Origin of the sequence: Klebsiella sp. ZJOU C1 (assembly GCF_035620215.1) — a bacterium.
Classification (GTDB): domain Bacteria; phylum Pseudomonadota; class Gammaproteobacteria; order Enterobacterales; family Enterobacteriaceae; genus Klebsiella; species Klebsiella variicola.
This window is the reverse complement of the sequence record NZ_CP141644.1, coordinates 778,768-795,040: the sequence shown is the minus strand read 5'-3', so window position 1 is coordinate 795,040 and position 16,273 is coordinate 778,768. Positions and strand designations below refer to the sequence as shown.

11 protein-coding genes are annotated in these 16,273 nt (G+C 59.9%); 8 read left to right on the top strand and 3 right to left on the bottom strand.

Annotated features, from left to right (window positions below):
- The first annotated feature begins 213 nt into the window (after positions 1–213).
- The 6 genes from araB (at position 214) to rluA (ending at position 10,496) form a co-directional block, all read left to right on the top strand.
- On the top strand, positions 214–1,923 hold the full coding sequence (gene araB, locus SPE70_RS03725; RefSeq protein ID WP_136047501.1) for a ribulokinase: 1,710 nt from the start codon (positions 214–216) through the stop codon (positions 1,921–1,923).
- A 10-nt stretch (positions 1,924–1,933) separates the two neighbouring features.
- Positions 1,934–3,436 carry an L-arabinose isomerase gene (gene araA / locus SPE70_RS03720; RefSeq protein ID WP_008807461.1) on the top strand — a complete coding sequence of 501 codons (1,503 nt, stop codon included), beginning with the start codon at positions 1,934–1,936 and terminating at the stop codon, positions 3,434–3,436.
- A 137-nt stretch (positions 3,437–3,573) separates the two neighbouring features.
- Positions 3,574–4,269: an L-ribulose-5-phosphate 4-epimerase gene (araD, locus tag SPE70_RS03715; RefSeq protein WP_012968949.1), complete on the top strand. Its 696-nt coding sequence runs from the start codon at positions 3,574–3,576 to the stop codon at positions 4,267–4,269.
- Positions 4,270–4,373: 104 nt separating this feature from the next.
- A complete protein-coding gene (gene polB, locus SPE70_RS03710) occupies positions 4,374–6,731 on the top strand; it encodes a DNA polymerase II (RefSeq protein ID WP_032736657.1) in 2,358 nt (785 codons plus the stop codon).
- 186 nt (positions 6,732–6,917) lie between these two features.
- The gene (gene rapA / locus SPE70_RS03705; RefSeq protein WP_012542873.1) at positions 6,918–9,824 is read left to right on the top strand and encodes an RNA polymerase-associated protein RapA; all 2,907 of its coding nucleotides are present in this window, start codon (positions 6,918–6,920) and stop codon (positions 9,822–9,824) included.
- Positions 9,825–9,836: 12 nt separating this feature from the next.
- A complete protein-coding gene (gene rluA, locus SPE70_RS03700; RefSeq protein WP_008807465.1) occupies positions 9,837–10,496 on the top strand; it encodes a bifunctional tRNA pseudouridine(32) synthase/23S rRNA pseudouridine(746) synthase RluA in 660 nt (219 codons plus the stop codon).
- Between the two features lie 42 nt (positions 10,497–10,538).
- Here the strand turns inward: rluA and citX are convergent, their stop codons facing one another.
- On the bottom strand, positions 10,539–11,078 hold the full coding sequence (gene citX, locus SPE70_RS03695) for a citrate lyase holo-[acyl-carrier protein] synthase (RefSeq protein ID WP_008807466.1): 540 nt from the start codon (positions 11,076–11,078) through the stop codon (positions 10,539–10,541).
- A gap of 179 nt (positions 11,079–11,257) precedes the next feature.
- Positions 11,258–12,622, bottom strand: a complete 1,365-nt coding sequence (locus SPE70_RS03690) for a 2-hydroxycarboxylate transporter family protein (protein WP_008807467.1) — start codon at positions 12,620–12,622, stop codon at positions 11,258–11,260.
- A 323-nt stretch (positions 12,623–12,945) separates the two neighbouring features.
- On the opposite strand from SPE70_RS03690, the gene SPE70_RS03685 reads away from it, so the two are divergent.
- Both SPE70_RS03685 and SPE70_RS03680 read left to right on the top strand, forming a co-directional pair.
- The gene (locus SPE70_RS03685; RefSeq protein ID WP_012542874.1) at positions 12,946–14,571 is read left to right on the top strand and encodes an ATP-binding protein; all 1,626 of its coding nucleotides are present in this window, start codon (positions 12,946–12,948) and stop codon (positions 14,569–14,571) included.
- The gene (locus SPE70_RS03680; protein WP_008807469.1) at positions 14,561–15,259 is read left to right on the top strand and encodes a response regulator; all 699 of its coding nucleotides are present in this window, start codon (positions 14,561–14,563) and stop codon (positions 15,257–15,259) included. The genes SPE70_RS03685 and SPE70_RS03680 overlap by 11 nt, the downstream gene beginning before the upstream one ends.
- A gap of 32 nt (positions 15,260–15,291) precedes the next feature.
- Here the strand turns inward: SPE70_RS03680 and djlA are convergent, their stop codons facing one another.
- On the bottom strand, positions 15,292–16,119 hold the full coding sequence (gene djlA, locus SPE70_RS03675) for a co-chaperone DjlA (RefSeq protein WP_008807470.1): 828 nt from the start codon (positions 16,117–16,119) through the stop codon (positions 15,292–15,294).
- Between the last annotated feature and the right edge of the window lie 154 nt (positions 16,120–16,273).

Below are 16,273 nucleotides of genomic sequence, written 5' to 3'. Positions count from 1 at the left end.
AAAAAGCGCCAGCAGCGTGCATTCCACCGTGATATACCGGGTAACAAAAGTGTCTATAAATACGGCAGGAAAGTCCACATCGAATATTTGCACGGCGTCACACTTTGCGAGGTGACAGCAAAATAATCCATAAGATTAGCGAATCCGGCCTGACGGATTTTGCCGGGGATATCTACTGTTGCTGCATGAATGATTTCTGCATGGAGTAACAAGATGGCAATTGCGATTGGCCTCGACTTTGGTAGTGACTCAGTCCGCGCCCTGGCGGTGGAATGCGCGTCCGGCGCAGAGCTGGCGGCAAGCGTAGAGTGGTATCCGCGCTGGCGGGAAGGACAGTATTGCGATGGGGCTAACAACCGGTTCCGCCACCACCCGCGAGATTACATCGAGTCCATGGAAGCGGCGCTGAAAAGCGTGCTCGCTTCGCTGAGCGCCGAACAGCGCGCCGACGTCGTGGGCATTGGCGTCGACAGCACCGGCTCAACCCCGGCTCCCGTTGATGCCGAGGGCAACGTGCTGGCGCTGCGCGAAGAATTCGCTGACAACCCTAACGCCATGTTTGTCCTGTGGAAGGATCACACCGCGGTCGAGGAAGCCGAGGCGATCACCCGCCTGTGTCACCAGCCGGGCAAAGAGGATTACTCGCGCTATATCGGCGGTATCTACTCCAGCGAATGGTTCTGGGCCAAAATCCTTCACGTCACCCGCGAAGATAGCGCCGTCGCCCAGGCAGCCGCCTCGTGGGTAGAACTTTGCGACTGGGTGCCCGCCCTGCTCTCCGGCACCACCCGTCCGCAGGATCTGCGCCGCGGCCGCTGCAGCGCCGGACATAAATCGCTGTGGCACGAAAGCTGGGGCGGTCTGCCGCCGGCCAGCTTCTTCGATGAGCTTGATCCCATCATTAACCAGCATCTGGCCTGGCCGCTGTTCACCGATACCTGGACGGCCGATGTGCCGGTCGGCACGCTGAGCGCAGAGTGGGCCCAGCGTCTGGGTCTGTCGCAGACCGTGGCCATCTCCGGCGGCGCCTTCGACTGCCATATGGGCGCCGTTGGCGCCGGGGCGCAACCTAACGCGCTGGTGAAAGTCATCGGCACCTCCACCTGCGACATCCTGATTGCCGATAAAGAGAGCGTCGGCGAGCGCACGGTAAAAGGCATCTGCGGGCAGGTTGACGGCAGCGTGGTTCCGCACTTTATCGGCATGGAGGCAGGCCAGTCCGCCTTCGGCGATATTTACGCCTGGTTTGGCCGCATTCTCGGCTGGCCGCTGGAACAACTGGCTCAGCAGCAGCCGGCGTTGCGCGAGCAAATCAAAGCCAGCCAAAAACAGTTACTGCCGGCGCTCACCGAAGCCTGGGCCAATAATCCGTCCCTCGATCACCTGCCGGTGGTGCTCGACTGGTTCAACGGCCGCCGCACGCCGAATGCCAACCAGCGTCTGAAAGGGGTGATCACCGATCTTAACCTGGCGACCGACGCGCCGGCGCTGTTCGGTGGCCTCATCGCCGCCACCGCCTTTGGCGCCCGCGCCATTATGGAGTGCTTCACCGAGCAGGGGATCCCGGTTAACAACGTGATGGCCCTCGGCGGTATCGCACGGAAAAACCAGGTCATCATGCAGGCCTGCTGCGATGTGCTGAACCGCCCGCTGCAGATTGTCGCCTCCGATCAGTGCTGTGCGCTGGGGGCGGCTATCTTCGCCGCCGTCGCCGCCGGCGTCTATGACGATATTCCCGCCGCCCAGCAGCGGATGGCAAGCCAGGTGGAAACCACCCTGCAGCCACGCCCGGTGCAGGCGCAACGTTTCGAACAACTCTATCAGCGCTACCAGCAGTGGTCGGTCAGCGCTGAACAACACTATCTCCCTTCGGCTGCAAAGGCGGAAAAAGCCCCGCAATCTCAGGCAGCGCTCACCCATTAAGGATACGAAAATGACGATTTTTGATAACTATGAAGTATGGTTCGTTATTGGCAGTCAACATCTGTACGGCCCGGAAGCCCTGCGCCAGGTGACGAAGCATGCCGAACATGTGGTGAACAGCCTGAATGCGGAAGCCAAACTGCCGTGCAAACTGGTCCTTAAGCCGCTGGGCACCACTCCGGACGAGATCACTCATATCTGCCGCGACGCCAACTACGATGACAAATGCGCCGGGTTAGTGGTCTGGTTGCATACCTTCTCGCCGGCAAAAATGTGGATCAACGGCCTGACCATCCTCAACAAGCCGCTGCTGCAGTTCCATACGCAATACAATGCCGCGCTGCCGTGGGACAGCATCGATATGGACTTTATGAACCTGAACCAGACCGCGCACGGCGGCCGCGAGTTCGGTTTCATCGGCGCCCGTATGCGCCAGCAACACAGCGTGGTCACCGGCCACTGGCAGGATAAAGAAGCCCACCAGCGCATCGGCGGCTGGATGCGCCAGGCGGTCTCCAAACAGGATACTCGCCATCTGAAAGTGTGCCGTTTCGGCGATAACATGCGCGAAGTAGCGGTGACCGACGGCGATAAAGTCGCGGCGCAGATCAAGTTTGGCTTCTCAGTGAACACCTGGGCGGTCGGCGATCTGGTGCAGGTGGTCAACAGCATCAGCGACGGCGATATCAGCGCGCTGGTCGATGAATATGAAAGCAGCTACCGTCTGACCCCGGCGGCGCAGGTTCACGGCGAGAAGCGCCAGAACGTGCTGGACGCCGCGCGCATTGAGCTGGGGATGAAACGCTTTCTCGAGCAGGGCGGGTTCCACGCCTTTACCACCACCTTTGAAGATCTCCACGGCCTGAAACAGCTTCCGGGTCTCGCCGTGCAGCGCCTGATGCAGCAGGGCTACGGCTTTGCCGGTGAAGGCGACTGGAAAACCGCCGCTCTGCTTCGCATCATGAAGGTGATGTCAACCGGTCTGCAGGGCGGCACCTCCTTTATGGAGGATTACACCTACCACTTCGACAACGGCAACGACCTGGTGCTCGGTTCGCATATGCTGGAAGTGTGCCCGACGATCGCTACCGCTGAGAAACCGATCCTCGACGTCCAGCCGCTGGGTATCGGCGGCAAAGCGGATCCGGCGCGTTTGATCTTCAATACCCAGACCGGCCCGGCGATTGTCGCCAGCCTGATCGATCTGGGAGATCGCTTCCGTCTGCTGGTCAATACCATTGAAACCGTCCCGACGCCGCACGATCTGCCGAAGCTGCCGGTGGCCAACGCCCTGTGGAAAGCGCAGCCGGATCTGCGTACCGCTTCGGAAGCCTGGATCATCGCCGGTGGCGCGCACCATACCGTCTTCAGCCATGCGCTGAACCTCGACGATATGCGCCAGTTCGCCGAGCTGCACAATATCGAGCTGACGGTCATCGACAACGATACCCGTCTGCCGTCCTTCAAGGACGCGCTGCGCTGGAATGAAGTGTATTACGGTTCAAAACGCTAAGAGGCCGTCCCCTCACCCTTTCCCTCTCCCCGTTGGGGAGAGGATACCGACAGGGCGCCATGCCGCCTTTCTCCCTCTCCCGCCGGGAGAGGGTCGGGGTGAGGGATACCCGACTCGCCTGCTATTCGGAGCACACTATGTTAGAAGATCTTAAACGCCAGGTTCTGGAAGCCAACTTAGCGCTGCCGCAGCATAATCTGGTGACCTTAACCTGGGGCAACGTCAGCGCCGTCGACCGCGACCAGGGCGTTCTGGTTATCAAACCCTCCGGCGTGGATTACCGCGTGATGACCGCCGACGATATGGTGGTCGTCAGTCTGGAGACTGGCGAGGTGGTGGAAGGCAACAAGAAGCCCTCGTCGGATACCCCTACTCATCGCCTGCTGTATCAGGCCTTCCCGACGCTGGGCGGTATTGTGCATACCCATTCGCGCCACGCCACCATCTGGGCGCAGGCCGGGCAATCCATTCCAGCGACCGGCACCACCCACGCTGACTATTTCTATGGCCCGGTTCCCTGCACCCGGTTGATGACCGATGCGGAGATCAACGGCGAATATGAGTGGGAAACCGGCAACGTGATTGTCGAAACTTTCCGTCAGCAGGGAATCGACCCGGCGCAGATGCCCGGCGTGCTGGTGCATTCCCACGGCCCGTTTGCCTGGGGTAAGAATGCCGAAGACGCGGTGCATAACGCCATCGTGCTGGAAGAGATCGCCTATATGGGTATCTTCTGCCGCCAGCTGGCGCCGCAGCTGCCGGATATGCAGCAGACGCTGCTCGATAAGCACTATCTGCGTAAGCACGGGGCCAAAGCCTACTACGGCCAATAATCACCCTGCTCGCCACCTTAGCGCCGAATACCTGTATAAAACCCCAGCATCCATCATGAAACCAGGCTATAATCAAGCCTGGTTTTTTATCGGCGAGAATACCCGTGACCCAGCCACGAGCAGGTTTTCTACTCACCCGTCACTGGCGGGACACCCCGCAGGGCAGCGAGCTCTCCTTCTGGCTGGCCACCGACGACGGCCCGCTGCAGGTCACACTCCCGCCGCAGGAGTCCGTTGCCTTTATCCCCGAAGCGCAGCAGGCGCAGGCTGAACAGCTGCTGCAGGGGGAGAAAGGCTTCCGCTTCGCTCCACTGACCCTGAGAGATTTCCACCGGCAGCCGGTTGTCGGCCTTTACTGTCGCGCCCATCGTCAATTGATGCGTCTGGAGAAGATGCTCCGCGACAGCGGCGTCACCGTCTACGAGGGTGATATCCGTCCGCCGGAGCGCTACCTGATGGAGCGCTTTATTACCGCCCCGGTGTGGGTGGAAGGCGAAACGCGCGGCTCGCAGCTGGTCAACGCGCGCATGAAACCGAACCCTGACTATCGCCCGCCGCTGAAATGGGTGTCGCTGGATATCGAAACCAGCCGCCACGGCGAGCTGTACTGCATCGGTCTGGAAGGCTGCGGCCAGCGGGTGGTCTACATGCTGGGCCCCGAACCGGAAACGCCGCCAGACGTCGACTTCGAGCTGGTCTTCATCGCCAGCCGTCCCCTGCTGCTGGAAAAGCTCAACGCCTGGTTTGCCGAACACGACCCTGACGTGCTGATCGGCTGGAACGTGGTGCAGTTCGATCTGCGGGTCCTGCAAAAGCACGCCGAGCGCTATCGTATCCCGCTGCGTCTCGGCCGCGGCAACAGCGAGCTGGAGTGGCGTGAGCACGGTTTTAAGAACGGCGTCTTTTTCGCCCAGGCCAACGGGCGGCTAATTATCGACGGCATCGACGCGCTAAAATCCGCGTTCTGGAACTTCTCCTCCTTTTCACTGGAGGCCGTGGCCCGCGAACTGCTGGGTGAAGGTAAAGCCATTGACAACCCGTGGGATCGGATGGACGAGATCGATCGCCGCTTCCATGAAGACAAACCGGCGCTGGCGATCTATAACCTGCAGGATTGCGAGCTGGTCACGCGGATCTTCCACAAAACGGAGATCATGCCGTTTCTGCTCGAACGGGCGACGGTTAACGGTCTGCCCGCCGATCGCCACGGCGGATCGGTGGCCGCCTTCAGCCATCTCTATTTCCCACGCATGCACCGCCTGGGCTACGTGGCGCCGAACCTCGGCGACGTCCCCCCGCAGGCCAGCCCCGGCGGCTACGTGATGGACTCCCGCCCCGGTCTGTATGACTCGGTGCTGGTGCTGGACTATAAAAGCCTGTATCCGTCGATTATTCGTACCTTTCTAATCGATCCGGTCGGCCTGGTGGAAGGCCTGGCGCAGCCCGATGATCAGCACAGCATCGAGGGCTTCCTCGGCGCCCGCTTTTCACGCGACAAACACTGCCTGCCCGGCATTGTCAGCCAGATCTGGCACGGCCGCGATGAAGCCAAACGCCAGCATAATAAGCCGCTCTCCCAGGCGCTGAAGATTATCATGAACGCCTTCTACGGCGTGCTGGGCACCAGCGCCTGCCGCTTCTTCGACCCGCGTCTCGCCTCGTCGATTACCATGCGCGGTCACGCGATCATGCGCCAGACCAAAGCGCTAATTGAAGCCAAAGGCTACGACGTTATCTACGGCGATACCGATTCCACCTTCGTCTGGCTGAAACGCCCGCATAGCGAAGCACAGGCAGCGGAGATCGGCCGCGAGCTGGTCAGCGACGTCAATGCCTGGTGGGCGCAGGAGCTTGGTAAAAGCCAGCTGACCAGCGCCCTGGAGCTGGAGTATGAAACCCACTTCTGCCGCTTTTTAATGCCGACGATCCGCGGCGCCGATACCGGCAGCAAGAAGCGCTATGCCGGGATGATTCAGGAGGGCGATGCCCAGCGCATGGTGTTCAAGGGGCTGGAGACGGTACGCACCGACTGGACGCCGCTAGCCCAGCAGTTTCAACAGGAGTTATACCTGCGCATCTTCCGCAACCAGCCGTATCAGGATTATGTGCGGGAGACTATCGCCAGGCTGATGAATGGCGAACTCGACAAGCAGCTGGTTTATCGCAAGCGCCTGCGCCGACCGCTGGCCGAGTATCAACGTAACGTGCCGCCGCACGTGCGCGCCGCGAGGCTGGCGGATGAACACAACGTGAAGCTTGGGCGGGCGCAGCAGTATCAGCAGCGCGGCACCATCAAATACGTCTGGACCACCAGCGGCCCGGAGCCGGTGGATTACCAGCAGTCGCCGCTCGATTACGATCACTATTTAACAAAGCAGTTGCAGCCGGTGGCGGAAGGGATCCTGCCCTTCGTCAACGATGACTTTGCTACAATAGTGACAGGACAGCTGGGGCTATTTTAATTTTTTCTCACTCATTCCGCAGGCACAAAAGCCGAAAAATGAAGGGTGCGGAGGAGGTGACGAACGTTCCTCCATCCAGTAATATAGCGCCCTTTCCATTCCTGGCCCCAATTTTGACGCATCTCCGATTATTCATGGAGATGATCAACTATTGCCTGCAATTAAAGAACAAAGAGCCGAACACATATGCCTTTTACACTTGGTCAACGCTGGATTAGCGACACAGAGAGCGAACTAGGATTAGGGACGGTGGTAGCGCTGGATGCGCGCATGGTCACTCTCCTTTTCCCCGCCATCGGCGAAAACCGTCTGTACTCTCGCAACGATTCCCCGATCACCCGCGTGATGTTTAACCCGGGCGACACCATTACCAGCCATGAAGGCTGGCAGCTCCACGTTGACAAAGTGAATGAAGAGAACGGGCTGCTGTCCTACACCGGTACTCGCCTGGACACCCAGGAAGCGAACGTGACTCTGCGTGAAGTGCTGCTCGACAGCAAACTGGTGTTCAGCAAGCCGCAGGACCGCCTGTTTGCCGGTCAAATTGACCGTATGGACCGCTTTGCCCTGCGCTACCGTGCGCGTAAGTTCCAGAGCGAGCAGTACCGCATGCCGTGGAGCGGCCTGCGCGGCCAGCGCACCAGCCTGATCCCGCATCAGCTGAACATCGCCCATGACGTGGGCCGTCGTCACGCGCCGCGCGTCCTGCTGGCCGATGAAGTGGGCTTAGGTAAAACCATCGAAGCCGGGATGATCCTCCACCAGCAGCTGCTCTCCGGCGCCGCCGAGCGCGTGCTGATTGTGGTCCCGGAAACCCTCCAGCACCAGTGGCTGGTGGAAATGCTGCGCCGTTTCAACCTGCGTTTCTCGCTGTTCGACGACGAACGTTACGCCGAAGCGCAGCACGATGCCTACAACCCGTTCGAAACCGAACAGCTGGTGATCTGCTCTTTAGACTTCGTGCGCCGCAGCAAACAGCGCCTGGAGCATCTGTGCGACGCCGAATGGGACCTGATGGTGGTCGACGAAGCGCACCACCTGGTGTGGAGCGAAGAGGCGCCGAGCCGTGAATATCAGGCCATTGAACAGCTGGCCGAGCGCGTGCCGGGCATCCTGCTGCTGACCGCGACGCCGGAACAGTTGGGGATGGAGAGCCACTTTGCGCGCCTGCGTCTGCTGGATCCAAACCGCTTCCACGATTTTGCCCAGTTTGTTGAAGAACAACAAAACTACCGCCCGGTCGCCGACGCCGTCGCCCTGCTGCTGGCGGGCAACACGCTGAGCGATAGCGAACTCAATACCCTTGGCGATCTGATCGGCGAGCAGGATATCGAGCCGCTGCTGCAGGCTGCCAACAGCGATCGCGAAGACGCTCAGGCCGCGCGCCAGGAGCTGGTCTCGATGCTGATGGACCGCCACGGCACCAGCCGCGTGCTGTTCCGGAACACCCGTAACGGCGTGAAAGGCTTCCCGAAACGCGAGCTGCACACCATTCGTCTGCCGCTGCCGACCCAGTACCAGACGGCCATCAAGGTCTCTGGCATCATGGGCGCCCGCAAAACCGCGGAAGAGCGCGCGCGCGACATGCTCTATCCGGAGCAGATCTATCAGGAATTTGAAGGCGATACCGGCACCTGGTGGAACTTCGACCCGCGCGTCGAGTGGCTGATGGGCTACCTGACCAGCCATCGCTCGCAGAAGGTCCTGGTGATTTGCGCCAAAGCCGCCACCGCGCTACAGCTGGAGCAGGTGCTGCGCGAGCGCGAAGGCATCCGCGCCGCGGTGTTCCATGAAGGGATGTCGATTATCGAACGCGACCGCGCCGCGGCGTGGTTTGCCGAAGAAGACACCGGCGCGCAGGTGTTGCTGTGCTCCGAAATCGGCTCCGAAGGACGTAACTTCCAGTTCGCCAGCAACCTGGTGATGTTCGACCTGCCATTTAACCCGGATCTGCTGGAGCAGCGTATCGGCCGTCTCGACCGTATCGGTCAGGCGCACGATATCCAGATCCACGTTCCATACCTGGAAAAGACCGCGCAGTCGGTGCTGGTGCGCTGGTATCACGAAGGGCTCGACGCCTTCGAACATACCTGCCCGACCGGCCGCACCGTCTACGACAGCGTCCATGATGAACTGATTAACTATCTTGCGGCGCCAGAATCCACCGATGGCTTTGACGATCTGATCAAATCCTGCCGCCAACAGCATGACGCCCTGAAGGCGCAGCTGGAGCAGGGCCGCGACCGTCTGCTGGAGATCCACTCCAACGGTGGCGAGAAAGCGCAGGCGCTGGCGGAGAGCATCGAAGAGCAGGATGACGACACCAGTCTGATCGCCTTCTCGATGAACCTGTTCGATATCGTCGGCATCAACCAGGACGACCGCGGTGAAAACCTGATCGTCCTCACCCCGTCCGACCATATGCTGGTCCCGGATTTCCCGGGCCTGCCGGAAGACGGCTGCACCATCACCTTCGAGCGTGACGTGGCGCTGTCGCGTGAAGATGCGCAGTTCATCACCTGGGAACATCCGCTGATCCGCAACGGTCTGGATCTGATCCTCTCCGGCGATACCGGCAGCAGCACCATTTCCCTGCTGAAGAATAAGGCGCTGCCGGTCGGCACCCTGCTGCTGGAGCTGATCTACGTCGTCGAAGCGCAGGCGCCGAAGCAGCTGCAGCTTAACCGCTTCCTGCCGGCGACCCCGGTTCGCCTGCTGCTGGATAAAAACGGCAACAACCTCGCCGGCCAGGTGGAATTTGAAAGCTTCAACCGCCAGCTGAGCGCGGTTAACCGCCACACCGGCAGCAAACTGGTCAACGCGGTGCAGCAGGACGTTCACGCCATTCTGCAACAGGGCGAAGCGCAGATCGCCAAAGCGGCGCTGGGGCTGATCGACGCAGCGCGTAACGAAGCCGATGAAAAGCTGACGGCGGAGCTGTCGCGTCTGGAAGCGCTGAAGGCGGTGAACCCGAACATCCGTGACGACGAACTGGCGGCGATCGAAAGCAACCGTCAGCAGGTGATGGATGCGCTGGCGCAGGCCGGATGGCGTCTGGACGCGCTGCGTCTGATCGTCGTCACCCACCAGTAACGGAACGCGAACATGGCGATGGAAAACTACAATCCGCCGCAGGATCCCTGGCTGGTGATCCTGTATCAGGATGAGCACATCATGGTGGTCAACAAGCCGAGCGGCTTGTTGTCCGTACCCGGTCGTCTTGAGGAGCATAAAGACAGCGTGATGACGCGCATTCAGCGCGACTTCCCGCAGGCCGAATCGGTGCATCGCCTGGATATGGCCACCAGCGGCGTGATTGTGGTGGCGCTGAATAAAGCCGCGGAGCGTGAGCTGAAACGTCAGTTCCGCGAGCGCGAGCCGAAAAAACAGTACGTCGCCCGCGTCTGGGGCCATCCGCAGCCGGCGGAAGGTCTGGTGGATTTACCGCTGATTTGCGACTGGCCGAACCGGCCAAAGCAGAAGGTGTGCTACGAAACCGGCAAAGCGGCGCAAACCGAGTATGAGGTGCTGGAGTACGCGGAGGACAACACCGCCCGCGTGCGCCTGAAGCCGATTACCGGGCGCTCGCATCAGCTGCGCGTGCATATGCTGGCGCTGGGGCATCCGATCCTTGGCGACCGCTTTTACGCCACGCCGGAGGCGCTGGCGATGGCCCCGCGTCTGCTGCTGCACGCCGAGACGCTCACCATCACCCACCCTGCCTACGGCAACGCGATGACCTTTCGCGCGCCGGTCGACTTTTAGGATGTCCCCGGTAGCGCCTTGCCGCCGGGGAATACTGACCCGTTAGTCGCGGGCAAACCACGCATCAATCATCTGCTCAACGCGCGCCACGACGAGATCGGTGTCGTGGCGACGGCTGCGCGCGCAGGCGTGCGCCGGCTCATCACACAGCAGACAGCGGCGCTGCGACTCACCCAGCGACTGACGTCCCACCTGCCCGTTCTGTGGACAGATCACATCGATATCCCACAGGCGTCCCAGCGGATGGCTCTGCTCCAGCGTGCTGCACATCGCTTTGATTTCGCTGGCCGGGTGCGCCACGCACCACAGCGCTTCGGGCCCGGTCGGCAACCACAGCACCTGACGATCCAGCGCTTGCCAGCGGTGCTTCCACAGCAGCTGGTCGCAGGCCTGGAGGGCAACGCCCATCATGTTGCGATAGCGAATGCTGTCTTTCACCGCCCCCGGGGTCACCAGGGTCAGGGAAATAACAGGCTGCTGATAATGGGCCAGCCAGTCAGCCTGGCGGGCTGCACGCTGCTCTTTCGCCGCCAGCAATGCATCGATGCTGACGCCCGCCTGGGCGGGAGTATCCACTGACATTAATTCCTCTCCTACATATGATAAATGCGACAGCGCCTGGGCTGTCATGATGATGGATGCGATAGCCGATCGCGCGCTGATTGTAACGCTAAATGCGGAGCATTTAGGATACAGAACGCAGATATTTTCTGCGTTCTGTAGCGGAAAATGGCAGATTTATCGCTTAGCGCAGCGTTTAATCACGCCAGATAGTGGCTGAGGAACAGCAGTCCCAGCGAGACATTTATCGCCCCGCCGATGCGGGTAGCGATCTGCGCGAACGGCATCAGGCTCATGCGGTTACCGGCGGTCAGGATCGCCACATCGCCGGTGCCGCCCTGCCCGCTCTGGCAGCAGGAGACAATCGCCACATCGATCGGGTGCATCCCTATTTTTTTACCCACAAAGAACCCGGTCGCCACCAGCGCCGAGACGGTACTGACGATCACCAGCAGGTTGGTCAGCGTGAAGGCGTTTACCAGTTCCTGCCACGGGGTGATCGCCACGCCGACGGCAAAGAGGATCGGGTAAGTCACCGCGGTGCGGAAGAATTTATACACCATCTGCGATCCCTCCTGCAGGCGTGGAGAAACCACATTAGCCAGCTTTAACAGCACCGCGAGGAACAGCATGCCCACCGGCGCCGGCAGGCCAATCAGTTTGTGGCCAAGCATCCCCATCATATACAGCAGCACCGCCAGCAGCGCGCCGGAGGCCAGAGTCCCGACGTCGGTTTTGCCGCTCACGCCTTCGCTCTCGCCGAGGCTACGGGTTTCATTGCTGCGGTTCGGCATCAGTTGTCCTTCACCGGTGAGATGCGGGGAGCGCTTGCCGAGCTGGTTGAGGCAGCCGGAGATAACGATCGCCGTCAGACTGCCGAGCATCACCATCGGCAATATCCGGCCCAGCGCCACGCCCTGCTCCATATGCATCAGCGCGGCGTAACCCATTGACAGCGGGATCGCCCCTTCCCCCACGCCACCGGCCATGATCGGCAGCACGATAAAGAAGAACACCTGGAACGGCTCCATGCCCAGCAGCGTGCCGACGCCGATGCCCACCAGCATGCCGACCACTTCGCCACACAGCATCGGGAAGAAGATCTTCAGAAAGCCCTGAATCAGCGTGGTGCGGTTCATACTCATGATGCTGCCGACGATGATGCAGCAGATGTAGAGATAGAGGATATTGGTGGATTTATAGAATTTGGTGGTGGATTCCACGACCACATCCGGCAGCAGACCGTAGTGGACCAGCGCGGAAGGAATAAAAGTGGCGCAGATCGCCGCCGCGCCGAGTTTTCCCAGCACCGGCAGGCGCTTACCAAACTCGCCGCAGGCGAAGCCAAAGAAAGCCAGGGTGGCCACCATCACCACGATATCGCTCGGCAGTTTACCGCCAAGGCAGTCGAGGGCAATCAGCCCCCCGGCCAGCAAAAATAGCGGCAGCGGGACGATCCCTACCTTCCAGTTATCCATGATGTGCCACCAGCGCTGCTTCAGCGTGGTTTTCGGCGTATTGATCGGTTCAAGGGTTGCAGAGAATGCATTGTCTGTGGTGCTCATAAATTCAGCCCTGTCGTTATTATTCATTTTCAGCGTAAAGGGACAGCGGCGTCGTTAATGTGAAGCTCCCCAGATTAAAAAAGAAGTTTTAATGGTCACTATGGTTTTTATGGTTTCTATTCACGGAACCGCTAAGGGGTGATATATCTCTGATTTATTATTGTGGTTTTTATGGTTTTTATTCTCCCTGACGCGTTATTTCCACTGAGTCCCCCGCCGACAGCCAGCGCCTGCGCAGACGATCACAACTTCTTCTTAACATTTACGTCACGTGACAGAAAAATGATAGAGTGCCGGTATGGTGAATACGCAGTACGGGACCTATGAAGCTCTCTTTTCAATATAAGCTGTTTATTTCGCTGGTCGCCTTTTTCTCGGTCCTCTTTATAGCGCTGGGCATTTATTATTATTTTGACGCCAGCCGCCAGCTGTATCAGGAGATGAGTGGCCGGGCCAAAATTCAGGCTGAAGAGATAGCCCTGATGCCAAATTTGCGTCAGCAGGTCAGCCAGCACGATCCGCAGGCGATCCGGGCGTTTATGCAGCAAATCGCCGCCCATAGCGACGCCAGTTTTATCGTCATCGGCGATCGGCAGGGCGTGCATCTGTTTCACTCCGTCCATCCGGAGTGGGTTGGTACGCGGCTGGTCGGCGGCGACAATCAGGCGGTGCTGGAGGGGCACTCCATCACCACCATTCGCAAAGGCGGCCTCGGCGTCTCACTGCGCAGCAAAACGCCCATCGTCGATGACGAGGGGCAGGTGATCGGCATTGTCTCCGTTGGCTACCTCACCAGCTATCTCGACAGCATCACGCTGACCAAAGTGATCAATATTTTTATCGCCGCCATCCTGCTGCTCATCGCCCTGTTTATCTTCTCCTGGTACTTTACCCGCAGCATCAAGAAGCAGATTTTTTCGCTCGAGCCGCGGGAGATAGGCCTGCTGGTACGTCAGCAAAAGGCAATGATGGAGTCGATCTTTGAAGGGGTGATCGTCATCGATCACCAGCGGCGCATTGAGGTGATTAACCATGCCGCCCGCAGCCTGCTGGGGCTCAGCCAGCCTGCCCGTCAGCTGCGCGGCCAGTCAATCGACAGCGTCATTTCGCCGCAGCCGTTTTTCGCCAGCGGCGACATGCTCGAGCGTGACACTCATGACGAGCTGTGCCGCTTCAACCAGCTGACCGTGCTCGCCAGCCGGGTGCGCATTATGCTGGAGAATACGCTGCAGGGCTGGGTGATCACCTTCCGCGACCGCAACGAAATCAATGCCCTCACCGCCCAGCTCAGCCAGGTGAAGCGCTATGTCGACAACCTGCGCATCATGCGCCACGAGCAGCTCAACCGGATGACCACCCTCTCCGGTCTGCTGCATATGGGTCACTATGACGAAGCGATCCGCTATATTCAGGCCCAGTCGGAGCATGCCCAGGAGCTGCTGGACTTCATCTCCTCGCACTTCCACTCGCCGACACTGTGCGGCCTGCTGTTGGGCAAAGCGACCCGCGCCCGCGAAAAAGGCGTGGTCCTGAGCTTCGACCCGGCCTGTCGTATCGATCGTCCGCTGCCGTCGCTAAAGGAATCCGAACTGATCTCCATCATCGGCAACCTGCTGGATAACGCCATCGAAGCCACGCAGCGCGCCGAGCTGCCGCACGAGCCGGTGGAAGTGCTGATTCAGCTCAACGCCCGGGAACTGATCATCGAAGTGGCTGACCGCGGCGTCGGCATTCGTCCCGATATTCGCGACCGCATTTTTGAACGCGGCGTGACCACCAAAACCCGTGGCGATCACGGCATTGGTTTGTATCTTATTGAACATTATGTCACTCAGGCGGGCGGCACCATCGAAGTCGCCGACAACGCGCCGCGGGGAACCATCTTCACCCTGTTTATCCCGGCCGACGCCCCCGCCTGTCCGCAAACGGAGGCCCACAATGCATCATGACCTGGTCGATGTGCTGATCATTGAAGATGAGAGCGAGCTGGCGCGCCTGCACGCCGAGCTTGTGCAAAAACACCCGCGACTGCGGCTGGCAGGCATGGCGGCCTCCCTCGCTCAGGCGCGGCAGTTGCTCCACGCCAGTCCGCCGCAGCTGGTGCTGCTGGATAACTATTTACCGGACGGCAAAGGCGTCACGCTGATGACCGACCCGGTGCTGGCAACCACCCATTGCTCAGTGATCTTTATCACCGCCGCCAGCGATATGGAAACCTGCAGCCTGGCCATCCGCAACGGCGCCTTCGACTATATCCTTAAGCCCGTCTCCTGGAAGCGGCTGAGCCAGTCGCTTGAGCGCTTTATCCAGTTTTACGATCAGCAGCGGGAATGGAAAATCGTCGATCAGCAGAACGTCGATTCTCTCTACCAACTGCAGGCGAAGAACTTCCGCGTGGATAGCGGCAGTAAGGGCATTGAAGAGAAGACGCTGGCGCTGGTGCAGGGATTGTTTAGCGGCCGGGAAGCACACTGTTTTTCCGTCGATGAGGTGGTCAGCGCCGCCGGGCTCAGCAAAACCACCGCCCGGCGCTATCTGGAACACGGTGTCGAGACCGGCTTTCTGGAAGTGGAGATGCTGTATGGAAAAATCGGCCATCCGCGGCGGCTGTACCGACGCGCACAGCCTAAAAACTAAAACCCCTCGCCGGACGGGAGGGGCGGGAAAACTCAGAAGCCGCGCTGCTCTTTGATCAGCTCCCAGGCCTTCTGGATCTCCTGAGCTTTCTGTTTGGCCATCTCCATCATCTCCGGCGGCAGCCCTTTCGCCACTAGCTTGTCCGGATGATGTTCGTTCATCAGCTTACGATAGGCGCGCTTCACCGTCGCCGCGTCATCGGTCGGTTTCACCCCCAGCACATTGCAGGCATCTTCGAGGGTTGGCCCGCGCTGCGCCTGCTGCCAGCCGGCATTGCCGCCGTGCTGACCATACGATTGCTGCTGCGAACCGCCGCCAAACTGGGCGCCGCCCTGCATCATCCGCAGGAATTGATCGAACTGGGCGCGGGAGATGCCAAGCTCGTCAGCGATGACGAACAGCACTTCACGTTCGTTGGGGTGCAATTCGCCGTCAGCGAACGCCGCCTGCAGCTGAATTTCCAGAAACATCCGAATCAGATCGAAGCGCCCAAAGCAGACGCTGCGCAGCTGACGCATCTTCTCGCGCAGCGGATAGTTGTCGGCCTTGCCGTCGCGAAACGCCTGCTGCGCCGCCGTACGCGATGCACCGTGCAGGTTCATGCGATCCATCAGCACATTGGCGACATGAATATCAGCTTCGGTGACGCGACCCTTGGATTTGGTCAGATGCCCCATCACTTCAAAGGTGGTGGAAAAGAAGAGCGACTGGCGTTCCTGTTGATTGGCGAAGAGATTCAACCGGCGACTGCGCGCCCGGTCAAACATATGGCCCACCAGGAAGCCGAGCACGACACCCCAAAACCCACCGCCCATCAGCAAAGCCACTGCCACGCCAATCACTTTACCCAAATACTGCATAGACTCCCCAACTGTTTATCGCCGTTAAGCTCGAATATGACCGCACGTTACCCGGCACTCGCGCCTCGGTCAATTGTGGGACATAGCCTATAATTTGCTTTATCATACTCGTCATTCAACAGGGTGCCTAACGCTCGGGCTCGAAACGGGCAGG

Excerpts from the sequence above, each read along its gene's own strand:
- araB (WP_136047501.1), top strand. The coding sequence starts at position 214 with ATGGCAATTGCGATTGGCCTCGACTTTGGTAGTGACTCAGTCCGCGCC.
- rluA (WP_008807465.1), top strand. The coding sequence starts at position 9,837 with ATGGCGATGGAAAACTACAATCCGCCGCAGGATCCCTGGCTGGTGATC.
- djlA (WP_008807470.1), bottom strand. The coding sequence starts at position 16,119 with ATGCAGTATTTGGGTAAAGTGATTGGCGTGGCAGTGGCTTTGCTGATG.
- SPE70_RS03680 (WP_008807469.1), top strand. The coding sequence starts at position 14,561 with ATGCATCATGACCTGGTCGATGTGCTGATCATTGAAGATGAGAGCGAG.
- citX (WP_008807466.1), bottom strand. The coding sequence starts at position 11,078 with ATGTCAGTGGATACTCCCGCCCAGGCGGGCGTCAGCATCGATGCATTG.
- SPE70_RS03690 (WP_008807467.1), bottom strand. The coding sequence starts at position 12,622 with ATGAGCACCACAGACAATGCATTCTCTGCAACCCTTGAACCGATCAAT.
- SPE70_RS03685 (WP_012542874.1), top strand. The coding sequence starts at position 12,946 with ATGAAGCTCTCTTTTCAATATAAGCTGTTTATTTCGCTGGTCGCCTTT.
- araA (WP_008807461.1), top strand. The coding sequence starts at position 1,934 with ATGACGATTTTTGATAACTATGAAGTATGGTTCGTTATTGGCAGTCAA.
- rapA (WP_012542873.1), top strand. The coding sequence starts at position 6,918 with ATGCCTTTTACACTTGGTCAACGCTGGATTAGCGACACAGAGAGCGAA.
- araD (WP_012968949.1), top strand. The coding sequence starts at position 3,574 with ATGTTAGAAGATCTTAAACGCCAGGTTCTGGAAGCCAACTTAGCGCTG.